At 69.9% G+C, this 14,686-nt stretch carries 13 protein-coding genes; all 13 read right to left on the reverse strand.

The genetic code is table 11. The features are described from left to right. Window positions 1-7: 7 nt before the first annotated feature. The 13 genes from AMK21_RS23035 to aroA all read right to left on the reverse strand — a co-directional run bounded on the left by AMK21_RS23035 (window position 8) and on the right by aroA (window position 14,684). Window positions 8-286 (reverse strand): hypothetical protein, encoded by a 279-nt coding sequence (locus tag AMK21_RS23035; RefSeq protein WP_073880916.1) that lies wholly within the window; start codon window positions 284-286, stop codon window positions 8-10. Next, entirely contained in the window at window positions 279-2,198 is a 1,920-nt protein-coding gene (locus AMK21_RS23040; protein WP_073880918.1) for an ABC transporter ATP-binding protein, read from the reverse strand. Before AMK21_RS23040 ends, AMK21_RS23035 begins: the two co-directional genes overlap by 8 nt. Beyond that, on the reverse strand, window positions 2,195-3,886 hold the full coding sequence (locus tag AMK21_RS23045; RefSeq protein ID WP_073880920.1) for an ABC transporter ATP-binding protein: 1,692 nt from the start codon (window positions 3,884-3,886) through the stop codon (window positions 2,195-2,197). Before AMK21_RS23045 ends, AMK21_RS23040 begins: the two co-directional genes overlap by 4 nt. Window positions 3,887-4,176: 290 nt before the next feature. Beyond that, on the reverse strand, window positions 4,177-5,424 hold the full coding sequence (locus tag AMK21_RS23050; RefSeq protein ID WP_073880922.1) for an ATP-grasp domain-containing protein: 1,248 nt from the start codon (window positions 5,422-5,424) through the stop codon (window positions 4,177-4,179). 11 nt (window positions 5,425-5,435) lie between these two features. Next, entirely contained in the window at window positions 5,436-6,605 is a 1,170-nt protein-coding gene (locus tag AMK21_RS23055) for an ATP-grasp domain-containing protein (protein ID WP_234422014.1), read from the reverse strand. Next, window positions 6,605-7,732: a GNAT family N-acetyltransferase gene (locus AMK21_RS23060; protein ID WP_073880926.1), complete on the reverse strand. Its 1,128-nt coding sequence runs from the start codon at window positions 7,730-7,732 to the stop codon at window positions 6,605-6,607. Before AMK21_RS23060 ends, AMK21_RS23055 begins: the two co-directional genes overlap by 1 nt. Before the next feature lie 10 nt (window positions 7,733-7,742). Beyond that, window positions 7,743-8,999, reverse strand: coding sequence for an ATP-grasp domain-containing protein (locus AMK21_RS23065; protein ID WP_234422015.1), 1,257 nt, complete (start codon window positions 8,997-8,999; stop codon window positions 7,743-7,745). A gap of 76 nt (window positions 9,000-9,075) precedes the next feature. After that, the gene (locus AMK21_RS23070; RefSeq protein WP_073880930.1) at window positions 9,076-9,429 is read right to left on the reverse strand and encodes a carboxymuconolactone decarboxylase family protein; all 354 of its coding nucleotides are present in this window, start codon (window positions 9,427-9,429) and stop codon (window positions 9,076-9,078) included. Window positions 9,430-9,467: 38 nt separating this feature from the next. Beyond that, on the reverse strand, window positions 9,468-10,694 hold the full coding sequence (locus AMK21_RS23075) for a M28 family metallopeptidase (RefSeq protein ID WP_073880932.1): 1,227 nt from the start codon (window positions 10,692-10,694) through the stop codon (window positions 9,468-9,470). A 17-nt stretch (window positions 10,695-10,711) separates the two neighbouring features. Next, a complete protein-coding gene (locus AMK21_RS23080; RefSeq protein ID WP_073880934.1) occupies window positions 10,712-10,972 on the reverse strand; it encodes a hypothetical protein in 261 nt (86 codons plus the stop codon). 90 nt (window positions 10,973-11,062) lie between these two features. Continuing rightward, window positions 11,063-11,779 (reverse strand): glutamine amidotransferase-related protein, encoded by a 717-nt coding sequence (locus AMK21_RS23085; protein WP_073880936.1) that lies wholly within the window; start codon window positions 11,777-11,779, stop codon window positions 11,063-11,065. A 65-nt stretch (window positions 11,780-11,844) separates the two neighbouring features. Next, window positions 11,845-13,362, reverse strand: coding sequence for a 2,3-bisphosphoglycerate-independent phosphoglycerate mutase (gene gpmI / locus AMK21_RS23090; protein WP_073880938.1), 1,518 nt, complete (start codon window positions 13,360-13,362; stop codon window positions 11,845-11,847). Then, window positions 13,359-14,684 carry a 3-phosphoshikimate 1-carboxyvinyltransferase gene (gene aroA, locus AMK21_RS23095; protein WP_073880940.1) on the reverse strand — a complete coding sequence of 442 codons (1,326 nt, stop codon included), beginning with the start codon at window positions 14,682-14,684 and terminating at the stop codon, window positions 13,359-13,361. Before aroA ends, gpmI begins: the two co-directional genes overlap by 4 nt. Between the last annotated feature and the right edge of the window lie 2 nt (window positions 14,685-14,686).

Raw genomic sequence — 14,686 nt, forward strand, 5'->3', positions numbered from 1 at the left:
GTGGTGATCAGCCGCAGCAGGACGACTTCTTGGGGGCCGCGGCGCCCTCGGTCTCCGTCGTGGCGGCGGGCTTGGGGCCGCAGCAGGAGGACGTCTTCTTCGGTGCGGCGGACGAGTCGGCGGCCGGCTTGGGGCCGCAGCACGAAGCCTTCTTCGGCTCGGCCGGGGCCTCGGCGGCCGGCTTCGGACCGCAGCACGAGGAAGCCTTCTTCGGCTCCTCGGTGGTCGCGGTCGGGGTCTGCTGGGTGGCGTTCCAGAACATGTTGCCGAGGTTGGTGTCAGACATGGGCGTTGTCCTTTCCGGGGGTGTTCCTGTGGGTGCGGCCCTCCTGGGCGTCGCACAGTTCGGTGAGTCGCCCGCCCGCGGTGAACAGCTCCACCGGCAGGCCGGATTCGACGATCCGTCCGTCCTCGATGACGAAGACCTGGTCGAGGTCTTCCACCAGGGGGAGCCAGTGCGCGACGACGACGGCCGTGCGGCCCTCCAGGAGGCGGCGTATCGCCGAGAGGACGAGTCGCTGACGTTCCGGATCGACGCTGGAGACCGCCTCGTCCAGAACGATGACGCGGGGGTCGGCGAGCATCGCCCGGGCCAGGGCGATCAGCTGCCGCTCACCGACGGAGAGGCGGGAGCCCCGCTCGCCGACGCGGGTCTCGTAACCGTCGCGCAGGCCCATGACGGCCTCGTGCGCCCCGAGGGTCTTCGCGGCGTCGATCACCTGCTCCTTGGTGGCGCCGGGCCGCCCGAAGAGGATGTTCTCGGTGACGGTGCCGTCGAAGAGCTGTGCCTCCTGAGTGACGAGCAGCACCTGCGAGCGGACCGACGCGCTGCTCATGCCCGTCAGGTCGTGCCCGTCGATGCTGACCGTGCCGCCGGTAGGTGTGTACAGCCGGACCAGCAGTTGCATCAGCGTGCTCTTGCCGGCGCCGCTCGTGCCGACGATGCCGATGTGCTGTCCGGGCTCCGCGCGGAGCGTGATGCCGTGGAGGACGTCGGGGCCGTCGCCGTAGGCGAAGGTGACGTCCTCGAAGGCGACGGCGCCTTCGACGGGTGGCAGGGTGCCGGAGCCGCTCCGCTCCTCCTCCAGGTCGAGGACGTCCAGGATGCGTCGTGCCGAGGTGGCGATGTCGGACGACTGTCCGAGCTGGTGGGCGAGGTCGCGTACGGGGTTGAGCATGCGCTTGACGAAGAGGGCGAAGGCGGCGAGCGTGCCGGCCGCCAGCGCTGTGCCGGACGCCATGCCCATGGAGGCCATCATCGTGTCCGTGCCCATCAGCATCCAGGTCATGGGCATCATGCCGGCGGCCATGTCGAAGAAGAAGCCCGAGCCGAGCTGGTGCCCGTTGATGATCTGCAGGCCGCCGAAGAAGATCAGCAGGCCCAGGGCGAGGAAGACGCTGAACCCCAGGTGGGAGGTGAGCCAGAGGCGTTTGCGCGAGAGCCGGTTGTGCACCGTGCTGTACTCCTCGGACCGCGCTCGCAGGTCGGCGAGTACGGCCTCCTCCTGGCCGAAGGAACGGATGTCGGCCAGGCCCTCGATGCGCTGGTCGAGGTAGCCCACCATCTGGTCCCAGCTCTCGCGCTGCTTCCGGGTGTCCGGACGCAGCCGCTTGGTCCACACCACCGCGATCCACACCATCAGGGGGATGGTGACCAGGGTGGGCAGCGCCACGAGGGGGCTGAGGGCGAGGAGGAAGACGGCGAAGGCGAGGAACCAGATGACGCTGTTGGCCACTTCCATCAGGGACTTGGTGAGGAAGCCGCGGAACCGGTTCGCCTCGAAGAGCACGCGGGTGACCCATTCGCCACTGGCCTGGGAGACGTGCCGGGACAGCTGCACGTTGTGCAGGCGCACGACCAGGTCGTTGCGGATGGTGACGGACAGGCTCTCGTTGATCCGGATCATCGCCGAGTTGTAGATGATCCGGATGATGTTCTCCGCCACCGTCAGGACGACGAGGTTGATGGCGGTGGACCGCACGGCGCTCATGTCACCGATGACGATCTGTCCGATACCGGCCATCACCGTGTACATGACGGCGATCGTGGCGATGGAGTTCAAAATGGCCATCAGCGTGGCGACGCTGAGCCAGAACCAGTGGGGCCGCAGGTAGGGCAGGAATCTGCGGGCCGCCTTCAGCAGGGCCTGCCGGGCTTCCTTGCCCTCCAGAGGTACCTCGTGCGAGGTGACGGTCATGAAACCTTTCCTCCCTCTGGGGTGGCCGCCCCGGCGAGCGACGCCACGGCCTGCGCCGGGACTTCCGGGAGGGCCAGGCTGACGGTGCGGTCGACGTACCGGGTGACCGCGGGCTGCTGGGAGGCGATGATCAGGGTGCGGCCGTTGCGCACCTTGAGGATGGTCTGCAACAGTGCGGCCTCGGTCTCCGCGTCCAGGTTCGCCGTCGGATTGTCGAGCAACAGGATGTCGGGGTTGACCAGCAGCGCCCGGGCGAGGCCTATGCGCTGACGCTCCCCCGCCGACAGGTCCAGGGTGCTGGCGCCGAAGCGTCGGTCCAGCGGGATGTGCGAGAGGCCGGCAGCGGTGACCGCCTGCGCGACCTGCTCGTCCGTGGCGTCGGGCCGGACGAAGTGGACGTTCTCGGCGAGGGTGCCCTCGAAGACCCATTGCCGCTGCGGCAGGCACACGATGTGCCGACGCAGGCTTTCGGGAGCGTACGCGCGGGCGTCGACGCCGTCGTACGTGACGGTGCCGCCGTCCGGGTCACGCAGCCGGGCCAGGACGTGCAGGAGCGTGGACTTGCCGCTTCCCGTGGGACCGGTCAGGGCGATGACGGCGCCCGGCTCCACGTGGAGGTCGACGTTGCCCAGAACGCGGCGACCGGCGATGTCGACGTCGATGCCTCGGACGTCGACGGTGCCGATGGCCGGGACGTCGGTGCGGCCGTCGTGGCCGGCGATGACGGAGGGGGCATCCATGACGCGCAGGAGGCGCTGAGCGGTCACGACGCTCCGGAAGGCCCCGTTGGTGTGCATGGCGAGCATATGGATGCTCATCTGGAACATCATCACCAGGGCCACGACCGCGACGAGATCGCCGACCGTGCTGGTGCCGTTGAGCACTCCCTGCCCGCCGACCCACAGGGCGATCGGGGTGGGCAGACCACCGATGACGTTGAGAATCGCCTCCCACCGGCTGTACGTGCGCTTCATCTGGCCGTCACGCGCCGCGTGCGCCTGGTTGACCTTGTCCAGGCGGCCTGAGGCGTCCGACTCGCGGCCGTAGGACTTGACGACGTTGATGTTGGCGAGGGATTCGCCCACACCGCTCAGGAGCTTGGTGAACTGGCTCTTGAGTTCGGTGAACGCCTTCTGCAGGCGGAGCTGGACGGTGAAGTTCCCGATGATGACGAAGACCATCGGGATGACGGCCAGCAGCGTGGTGCGCGCGTCGATGACGATGGCCGTGACCAGCATGGTGAGCGTGACCAGCACCTGGTTGAGCAGTTCCAGCAGACCACCGTTGGTGAGACCGCGGACGGAAACGGCATCGGATATCAGGCGGGTGAGCGCGCGGCCGCCGGACGCCTCGGCGATGTCGGCGGGGCCGAGATGGATGAGCTTGCGGAAGAGATCCTCCCGCAGGTCGTTCACGGCCTTGCTGGCCACGGAGAACCTGATGCGCTTGCCGAAGTGCAGCAGGGCGGTGGTCGCCGCACCGGCGAGCAGGACGCCCAGGGAGGTGTAGAGCAGGGTCTCTGTCGCTCCGCCGAGTACCCCGACGTCGATGGCGTACCGCGTCAGGAGTGGCACGGCGATGTTGCCGAGGAGACCGAGGAACATGACCACGGTGGCGATGGTCATCTCGCGGCGGTAGCGCAGCGGGTAGCTATAGATGAAGCGCAGCGCGCGTAGCGAGTCGTTCAACGTCGAGCCCCCTCTTGGTAGTTGGATCGGGCAGTCGGTCCGAGCGGGCCGCACCCGGAAGAGTGCGGCCCGCCGTCATGCCGCTGGACTAGTCGCAGCAGGCGCAGGCGCAGCCGCACTCGGTGCCGTCTTCCGCGACGTCCTCGTTGCCGCTGGTCTCACAGCAACCGGAACCGATCATGTCGTCGGCCATGGCATCTCCCTTCTCGTTCTCGCTGATTCGATACTTTCAAAAGTATCGAATCATGGAGCCTCAAGAGCGTCAAGTAGTCTGACCCCTAAGGGAGTTGTCAGCAGCAGCTGGTGTGCACCCGGTCTACGGAACCCTCGTTGACCTGCTCGTCCGCCAGCCGGACGGCCAGCTGTTCCATGACCCGTGCGAGGTCCCGCTCCAGCTGCTCGGGGCTCTCGCCGGCCAGCACGATACGGCCGAAGGCTCCGCCGCGCGGGTGGCCGACCGGCAGCACCGACTCGCCCGGTGCGACGTCGAGCTCGACGAAGGGCGGATGTGGGGACTCGAGTCCGCCGAGCGAGCCGAGGGCAGAGGCGTCGTACTCGATGCGCCCCGCCTCCTCGAAGACGATGCTCCGGTACAGGCCGCAGGCGGCGTCGGCGGCCCGGGGCTCCCCGTGCCGGCCGAGAGCGGCTTCGGCAGCGACGAGACTCGGCTCCCAGCCGGTGGTGGATCTGATCATCTCGACGGCCTGGCCGCCGGGAACACGGGGGTTGATCTCCCCCGCGCGCCAGCCGTCGGCCGTGAGGGTGAACTGGAGCGCCGCGACCCAGTCGTCCAGTCCGACCGCGCTCAGCGCGAGGTCCGCCAGCCGGTCGAGCTCCCGCCTGTTCTCCTCGTCGAGCCTGGCGGGGAAGTAGCCGCCGACCTTGACGAAGGTCGGCGGCGGCCCCACGTCGCCCTCGACCACCCACAGGACCCGGGTCGCTCCGGCCGTACGGGCGGCGAAGACACCGAACTCCGGCCCCTGTACGTACTCCTCGACCAGAGCGCTGTCCCGGCCACCCGCCAGGATGCCGGCGATGGCCTGCTCGACCTCGGCGCGGGTGTCGCAGTACGCCAGCCCGGCTGCGCTCGACGCGTCGCGCGGCTTGACCACGACGGGCAGGCCAAGCGCTTCGGCGGCCTCGCCGCCCTCCTGTGCTCCGCTCACGACCCGGATGCGCGGCACCGGAACTCCGGCCCCTTCGAGGAGGCGGTGGGTGGCCGCCTTGTCGATGCAGTCCCGGGCCGCCTGCTCGGTGATGCCGTGGTCGAGCTTGAGCTCCTCCCGCAACCGGCCGGCCAGCGGAACGAGACGCTCGACCCCGGTGACGACGGCGTGGATCGGCTGCTGGGCGTGGACCTCGGCCACCTGGCGCGAGACCGAGGCCCAGTCTCCGAAGTCGACCTCCAAGGGGTAGTCGGCGAGCATGACCTGTTCGAGCGTCATGTTCTCCTCCGCGAACACGACGTCGTAGTCGCTCTCTTCCTGGAGCTGCTGAACGGTACGCCGACCGCCGAGCACGAGAATGCGCGTGGACAAGGGTCCATCACCTACTGGATGTCTGGCTCGACGCGGAGTCGGAGCGAGTGGAAGAGGGAGTGGTACGTGGAATCCAGCTCCGCCGGTTCGTCGCCGTACACCACGATGCGGCCGCAGCTGCCGCCTTCGGGGTCGTCGACACCGCGGACGCTGTCGCCGGGTTCGACGTCGAGCCAGACGCCCGGGGAGTCGAGGCCCCGGACGTCGTAGTCGATCCGGCCCGGGCTGTCGAAGCCGACACATCGGTACAGCACGTGGCTCGCCGTGGGCGGCCTGCGCGTGACGGGCCGTCCCAGCGCGATCTCCGCGGCCGCGCGTGTGAGATCGATCCCGCTGATCCGTTCGGTGGCGGCGCACAGCTGCCCCCCGGGCGGCCGGGCGGCGACGTCGACGAGGACGGGCCCGTCGTCCGTCAGCCTCACCTGGACGTGGGAAACGCCGTGGTCGAAGTTGAGTACGGCCAGGGCCCGGATGCAGAACGCCTCCAGTTCCGACTCCCGGACCGGGTCGAGACCGCTGGGGTGGTCATAACCGGTCTCGGACCGCCCCGGGCCCGGGCCCGTGTGCTGGGCCAGCACACTCACGATCTCGGTGACCCCGTCGACGGTGAAGCTCTGCACGGCGTACTCAGGCCCGTCGGTGAACTTCTCCACAACGAGCGCGGTGGGGCCGAGGAGCTCCGATGCCCGCTTCACCTCGTCCAGATCGCGGCAGAGCCTTCGACCCCGGCCGACCGACTTCCGCACCACGACGGGCAGTCCCAGCCTCCGGGCCGACGCCCGGGCGTCGGCCGGATCGGCGACCGCCAGGGAGTCGGGCGTCCGTACGCCGCCGGCGGCCAGCATCATCCGAAGGCGCGCCTTGTCGTGGCAGGCCAGGGCGGCTGAGAGGTCGAGCCCGCGTACCTCGATCCGGGCGGCCAGGTAGGCGGCCAGCGGCACGTGCGCGTCGTACACGCTGAACACCGCTTCGAGCGGCCGGACGGCGTGGATGCGGCTCACCGCGCTCTCCACCGCAGCCCAGTCGCTCAGGTCGATGTCGAGAGGCACGTCGACCCGGCAGGCCAGCTCCAGCGGCGTGGGATCGTCGAGCAGGACGGTGTGTACGTCGAGGGCGTCGAGAACGTCCACGACGCGGCGCCCGGAGAGGCAGGCCACACCGGGACGGATGTCGGGGCTCATCAGCAGCACCGCCTGGTCATGTCGAGTTGCTCCTCGGGGCCCTGGCAACGCTGTTCCAGGCGCAGGCAGGACGCGTGCAGAGCGGCCTGCTCATCGCGGTCGGCCGCGTTCAGCGCCAGGTGGAGCGATACGGGGTAGGCCCCGAGTTTGCGTTTCTCCATCCCGTTGGAGCGGCCGAGGTCGACCGTGGCGACGTCCGTGGCGACGGCGCTCTCGACGATGCGGCCGGCCATCGCCCGGTACGGGACGAAGGACGGCAGGCGCGCGGTCTCCAGACCGGCCAGCCACATCGACCAGACCGGGCCGAACTGCCAGCCGGCGAAGACGCCGACGATGTGTCCGGCGCCGTCGACGGCCGTGATGGACCGCTCGAACGGCGCCAGCCTGGCCTGCATGGCCCGGAGGAACGCGGCGGGCAGGACGTCGGTGGGGGTGTCGCGGTCCCGCAGAAGGGAGTGGATCAGACGGATCGTCGTGTCGATGTCCGCGGGCCGGTCACGTACGGTGTGGTCGCGCGCCGCGAGCCTGCGTTCCCTGGCCAGCTTGCGGCGGCGGTGCCCCTCGGCGAAGGTCCAGTATTGCTCGACCGTCTCCACGTCGGTGGCACAACGGTAGGAAGTGGTGATGTGGGCTGTGGCGAAGCCTTGCCGCATCAGCCGTCCGCTGAGCCGGTCCGCCGACGCGTTGGCAACACCCCAGACCCTGGCTCCGGCGGAACGCGCCGCCTCCCCCAGGGCGTGCAGCAGCTCGTCCACCGCGCCGTCGTGTCCGGGCGCGGCCAACGGGCCGCCGTCCAGGGCGGCAAGGCTGTGTGCCAGGAGTATCGGACCCGTCGGTGCGAAGTCACCCAGCTCGACGAGGTAGGAGAGGCGCGGGCAGTCGTGCACCACGTAGGCGGGGCAGACCCCGACGAGCTCGTCGCCCTGGTAGGCGGCGAGATGGCGGGGCTCGAACTCTCCGGGCGGAGCGTCCTCGAAGGCGGCGAGCCACTGCCAGGTGTGGAAGACGCTTCCGGCTGCCAGGCCTACGACCCGGTTCCACGCGTCGGCGTCGGCGTCGTGGATCGTGGACAGGGTCTCGATCCGGTGCTGTCCGGTCATGTGGCCGACCGGGTCGGTGAGGGTCATCGGACGCACCTCAGCAGCACGACTTGAATTCACGGCTGTCCGACGGGGCCGGATCAAGGCCGTCGCCGAACACCACCTGGAGGTCCAGAGCCCGGCGGACGTCCTGCTCCGCCCGGTCGAGTTCCTCGGCGCTCTCGCCGTACACCACGATGCGGCCGTAGACACCGCCCTGAGGGTCTTCCTTGGGCCGCACGGTCTCGCCGGGTGCGATCTCCAGCTCGACGACGGGTCTGCCGGGGCCTTCCCCGTCCGCCACGAACTCGTCGTAGAGAACCGTTCCCGGCTCGTCGAAGACGATGCTCGTGTAGCGGGCGAAAGCCACGGCCGGACCGGGCTGGGCCTGCTCCAGGCCCAGCACCTGGCGGGTGACCGCCTCCACCATGTCGATGCCGCTGACGGCGGTGGTCATCTCCACCAGGCGCCCGCCGGGTCTGCGGGCGTTGACCTCGATCACGCGGAACCCGTCGGTGCCGAGCCGTACCTGCGTATGGCTGATCCAGTCCCGTAGACCAAGCGCGTCGAGCGTGCCCTGGAGGAGCTGTTCCAGCTCCTCGTGGTGGGGCGCCGCGAGGCCGCACGGGTGCTCGTAGCCCAGCTCCACGAAGACGGGCGGCGGGGTCGTACGCTGCCGGAAGACGCTGAGGAGCTGCGTGGTTCCGCCGCGGGTGAGGGTCTGTACGGCGAACTCGGGGCCGTCGACGTACTCCTCGATCAGCGCCCCCGGCAGGCCGTCGGGGAGGAAGCCGCCCAGCGCGCCGAAGGCCTCCCGCACCTCGGCTTCCCCGAAGCAGCACCGGACACCGAAGGCGCCGGCCCCGTCGCGGGGTTTGACCACCACGGGGTAGCCGATGCGCGAGGCCGCCGCCACCGCCTCGTCCTCGTTCGTGGCGAGCGCGAAGCGTGGTACGGGCAGGCCGGCCGCTTCGAGCACGGTGCGCGTGCGCCACTTGTCCCGGCAGTTGGCCGCGGCTTCTGCGTCCAGCCCCGGCGATCCGGGGGACAGCAGGCTGCCGAGGTGCGCCATCAGCGGCAGACGCGGTTCGGTGTGCGTCAGTACCGCTGCGGGCCGCTCGCCCCCGAGCTCGTCCCGGATCGCGTCCGCCACCGCGCCCCAGTCGTCCAGGCCGATGTCCACGTGGGCGTCGACCCAGGGCATGCAGTGCCACGGAATCCGTTCGTCCAGGAGCACGACCCGGTATCCGAGCTCCCTGACGACGCTGAACTCTCGCTCGCTGCGGCCACCGAGCATCACGACGGTGCCGGTCACGGGGGTGGATGGTTCAGGCACTACCGATGTCCTTCGTCGAGGTGGAGTGGGCTGGTGGGCGTGGCGGCCGGCCTGTTCAGCAGCAGGTGTTGGCCTTCTTCGCGGCAGCCGCGACCGCCTGTACGGCGGGGCGCTGGAGCTCGTCCAGCTTCATCGCTTCGACGATGCCGGCGATCTGGCCTATCTCCTCGTTCTTGAGGCCGAGCTTCTTGGCGGCGGCGAGGAAGGAGCGAACCGTTTCCTCACGGTCCTGCATCAGGGCCGCGCAGAGAGCGACGGCGGCCCGCGTCCTGGGTTCGAGGGCGTCGTGGTCGAAGACGGCGCCGAAGAACTCCTGGTAGCTCTTGGAGAAGGCGGCGTGGTGCTCGCCGACGCTCGGGGCGAGCTGGATGAGCTGGGTCGAGACGGACTGCTGGGGCGTGGTCGCCATGAAGGGGCTCCTCAGGATGAAGGGGGACGGTGGGTGGGTCAGCCGTGGGCGGCGAGATGACGGATCGTGGCCAGCGTGAGCTGTCCCGCCTTGCGCAGGGCGTCGGCGTCGATCCGCTCCGGGCTGTCGAGGGGTGAGTGGTAGTGCGCCGCGCCGAGCCCGACGCCGGCCGAGGGGAAGCCCGAGGCCGCGTAACGCCGGTTGTCGGATGCGACGGGCGCGGCGTAGAGGGGAATGCCCAGGTGCCGGCCGGACGCGTCGAGCGCTGCGATGAGGTCGCTGGGCGGCGGGTCGGCCGGCCCCAGCTCCACGGCCACCTTGCCGTTGAACTTGCCGGCCATGTCGATGTTGAGAACGTCGGGCCGCACCTTCCGCTCGCTCAGCTGCCGGGCGTGGTGTCCCGACCCCAGGGTGCCCATCTCCTCGGCGTCCAGGAGGGCGAAGACCAGGGGGCGGCTCAGCGGTTCGGCCCGGCTCAGAACGCGGGCCGTCTCGCAGAGTACGGCGGCGCCACTGGCGTTGTCCCCGGCGCACGGGAAGTGCAGTTCGGGGTCGGATCCGACCCCGTCGTAGTGCGCCGACAGGAGGATCGGTCGGGCCTGCGGAGCGCGGCCCGGCAGTGTCGCGATGATGTTGGCTCCGACGGCGGGCACCCGCTCCAGCGGTACGTGAGCGGTGACGACCGCGTCGGTGACGGCGTCGAGCAGCTCCGGCAGGAGCGCCACGACCGGCAGTTGTACGGGCGGTGGGCCCTGGACCCGTTTGGTGAGGTACCCGGATGCGTCGGCGTGCTGAGCCACCAGAATGCCCACCGCCCCGCGTGCCGTCAGTTCATCGGCGAGTTCCGCGAAGTCAGGTCCCTGCGAAGGGCCTCGTACGATGGCCCACCGGCCGGGCCCGGCCTCCGCCGAGGCAACGCCGGAGACCGGCGCCGGCATCGGGGCGGAACGGGGGTGCTCGGCGAATTCCGCGCGGTGGACGAGATCGCGGACGCCCTCGGGCCCGTCCACACCGCAGTACGGCGGCGCCGAGAGACGCAGCACCCCGCTGATGGCGAAGTGCTCCAGGACGGGCGAGAGACCGCTGGCGGTCAGCTCCGACACCAGGAATCGGGTGGCGCGGTCGTGTCCGGCACTGCCCGGTGCGCGCCCGGCCATGTCCGGGACGCACAGGGAGCGGAGCGTGGCAAGGGCGCGCTCGGTGTCGAAGGAGTCCGCCGGCCCGCGTGCCGCGGTGGGCCCCTGGTCGTGTGCCGTCTCGGTCATGGGGGAGGGTGTCTTCCTCAACCTGCTGCCGTGGGGTCACCACAGCAGCTTCGGGGGGTGCGGACGGCGGGTTCGCCGCAGCAGCTGCTGCGCTCGGCCTTCGGCTCGCTCACGGGCTCACCGCAGCAACCGCCGCCCTGGCCGCCGGGAACCGCGCCCGTGGCGTCGGCGGGCTCGCCGCAGCAGCCACCGGTGGTGGCCGCCGCGGCCACGAGCGGCTCCGTGATGAAGCCACCGACGGGCCTCTGCTCCGATGCGTCGGACGGATCACTGGTCATGTTCGCTGCTCTCCGATCATTGATTCGATGGACACTTACTTAAACAAGTATCGAATCAGTGTGATCGTCGTGTCAATGGCAGCGGGGGGTTCACTCCCCCACAGCCACCGGACCGCGTTCCCGCACCCCGGCGCGCAAGCCGACGGCCGCCAGAAAGGCCCTGATGAGCGGGTGGATGTCGGTCGGCGTGGAGGACAGTTCGGGCTGGAACAGGCTGCCGATGAAGAAGGGGTGGTCGGGCAGTTCGACAGCCCTCGGCGCCTTCTCCGCGTCCCAGCCGGTGATCCGGAGCTGACCGGACCGCAGCTCGTTCTCGTACGCCGGGTTGAGACCGTACTTGCAGTGATAGGTCTCCACCGCGGACTCGCGCCCCGGATAGACGGAGGCGAGTCGGCTGTCCGCGGCGAAGTGGAGTGGTGCGGTCTCCCCTACGAGGGAGCAGGCCAGCGGGACGATGAGCGGGGTCGTGGCATCCGCGTCGTACTGGACGTCCTCCGCGTCCCTGATCCCCAGGACGTTGCGGCTGTACTCGATGAGCGCGTGCTGGAAACCGCCGCAGGTACCCAGGTAGGGAATGCCCGCCGTACGGGCCGTACGGATGGCCAGCAGGGCGCCGGCCTGGCTCACGTAGGGAGAGCCGGGTATCACCCAGATCCCGTCGTAGTCGGCGACGGCGTCGGTCACCCCCGCACTGGGAAGCCAGTCGACCTCCACACCGAAGTGCGGAACCAGTTCGTCGAACTTGGCGTGCGCGGGTACACGATCGCTGCGGTCACCGACGAGGGCGAGTCTCGGCCGGGAAGTCATCAACGTGCCTCCTTGGTGGCGGAACAGGCATGTTCTGGTGCTCTCTGTGCGCTACGGACGTACCGTCACCACAGCGCGCGGCCGGTCATGGCGGACGCCGGGCCGACCCCGAGGAGCGACAGCACGCTGGGTGCGATGTCGGCGAGCGTGGCTGCCCCTTGCGGGCGGTCCACCCGCTGGCCCTCCGCCGGGACCAGCACGGCGGGCACGGGGTTGGTGGTGTGACCGCCGTAGGGGCGGCGGACGCCGTCGGAGTCGGTGAGCATCTTCTCCGCGTTGCCGTGGTCACCGACCAGGAGAACCCAGCGTCCCGTCTCGCTCGCGACCCGGCACAGGGCTTCCACGGCGCGGTCGGTGTGTTCGGCGGCCCGGACGGTGGCCGCGTAGTCCCCCGTGTGGCCGACCACGTCGATGTTGGCCAGGTTGGCGACCACCAGCGACACGTCATCGCGCCGGGCGGCCGAACTGACGGCCTCGGTGACCTGACCGATACTCATCTCCGGCCTGGCCCGGTAGTCCGGCGGCGTGGCATCGGAGATCCTGACGTGTTCCTCCACCGGCGCCACGGCGGCCTCCCGGCCGTTGAGGTAGTACGTCACGTGCTCGAACTTCTCGGCTTCCGCGACACGCACCGACCGCAGACCGCTCTCCGCGAGCCGGGCGGCCAGCCCTCCCCCGGCGTCGGCCCGGTGGACCAACGCCGGTATGGCCGCGTCCGTGTCGTACTGGGCCAGGCTGAGGAAGGTCACACCCCGGCCCGCCAGATCTCGGTGGAGATGATCGGCGAGCTGCTGAATGCGGTCGCTGCGGAAGTTGGTGAACAGGACGACGTCACCGTCCCGGACCGGACCAGCCGCGTCGCCGTCACCGCCGGTGACGACACTGGGCTCCACCCACTCCTCGCCGCGTCCGGTCGTCGCCAAAGCCTCCTTCGGCTCACCGATCAGGTGGCCCGCGCCGTCGGCGATGGCTCGGGCCGCCCGTTCGGTCAGCGCGAGGTCGCCGCTCTTGTCCAGGGCGAATCCACGGCCCGTGACCGTGACGATTCTCCCGATGCCCGCTTCCGCGGCATATCCCTCGACTGCTTCGAGATAGGTGGCGGCGGTGCCGTCCGCCACGTCCCGACCGTCGGTGATCGCGTGGATCCTGACCTCGGGAACCGTGAACAGGGCTGCGATATGCAGCAGTTCGCGCAGATGGTGCACGTTGGCATGGATCATGCCGTCGGATGTCAGACCGATCAGGTGGAGCGAGCCACCGGTGCGTGCGGCGCCCTCGAGCGCGGCGCTCAAAGTCTCGTCCGATCGCAGAGCGCCGCTGCTGATCCTCTCCTCGACCAGGACGCTGTCGTAGGGGACGGGCCGTCCCGCCCCGATGACGATGTGTCCGATCTCGGAGTTGCCGACCGTGCCGGGCAACAGGCCGACGGCACTGCCCGACGCCTCCGCGAGCACAGCGCAAGGGGTGCCGAGCAGCCGGTCGAGACAGGGAGTGTCGGCCGCCGTGAGGGCGTTGGCCTCGCCCGGCTCCGCGTGCCCCCATCCGTCCAGGACCAGCAGGATGCCCGGTCGCACCGCGCTCACAGGGTGCTGGTGGTCGGGCCGGCGAGGGTGTCCAGCTTCTGCCAGAAGGTCGGGAAGGACTTCGCGACGCACCCCGGGTCCTTGATCACCACCCCCGGCGTACGCAGTCCGGCGATGGCGAAGCACATGGCGATGCGGTGGTCGTCGTAGGTGTCGATGACGGCTCCGCGAGGCGTACCGCCGGTGATGGTCAACGCGTCGGGGTGCTCCTCGACAGTGATGCCCATCTTGCGCAGTTCGGTGGCGACGGCGGCGATCCGGTCGCATTCCTTGATCCGCAGGCTGGCGATGTTGCTGATGTGCGTGGTGCCTTCGGCGAAGGCCGCGACGACGGCGAGTGTCGGGACCACGTCCGGCATCGTCTCCATGTCGATGTCGATGCCGCGCAGGTCGCCTCCGGTCAGGGTGATGGAGTCGTCGGCGATGTCCGCCGTACATCCCATCCGGGTCAGAGCGGCGACCAGGCCGACGTCCCCCTGGTGCGACCCCTTGCCGATGCCGGGAATGGTGACGGTGCCGCCGAGGACGGCGGCGGCCGCGAGGAAGTAGGACATGCCGGAGGCATCGGGTTCCACCTGGACCGTGCCGCCGCGCAGCTTCTGGCCCGCGGCGACGGCGAACCGGGTGTAGCCGTCCCGCTCGACGACGACGCCCATCTCCGCGAGGGCCGCGACCGTCATCTCGACGTACGGCTTGGACACCAGTTCGTCGATGACGTGGATCTCGGTGTCCTGCTCGGCGCGCGTGGCGTTGATCAGCAGGCTGGAGGTGAACTGGGAGCTGACCGCCCCGCTGATACGCGTCGAGCCACCGCGGAAACTCGGACCGGTGACCCGGACGGGCGGGCTGCCGTTGCCCTTCACGGCTTCGGCCGCCACTCCGAGGCCCGGCAGCGCTTCGAGCAGGGAGCCCATCGGCCGCTCCTGCATGCGCGGGGTCCCGGTGAGGACGGTGGTGCCCTCGGCGTGCCCGGCCATGGCGATGAGGATACGGATCGGGGTGCCGGCCGCGCCGACGTACACGTCCTCCTCCGGGGCGCGCATGGCGCGGCCGGTCGGTGTGACGGTGATGCGCTCCGCGGCCGCGTCGACATCCACCTCGACATGACCGAACCGGGTCAGCGCGTCGGCGAGATACCGGGTGTCGTCACAGACGAGAGCACCCTCGATGACGGTCGGCTCGCCCGAGAGCGCCGCGAGGGCGAGGTAGCGGTTGGAGTAGCTCTTGGAGCCGAGGACCTGAACGGTTTTCCGGAAGGCGGTCAGCGGCCTGATCGTGACACTCTCGGCCTTCAGTCGCGGATCGGTCTCGACAGAACTCAACG

Source organism: Streptomyces sp. CB00316, from assembly GCF_001905595.1.
GTDB lineage: Bacteria > Actinomycetota > Actinomycetes > Streptomycetales > Streptomycetaceae > Streptomyces.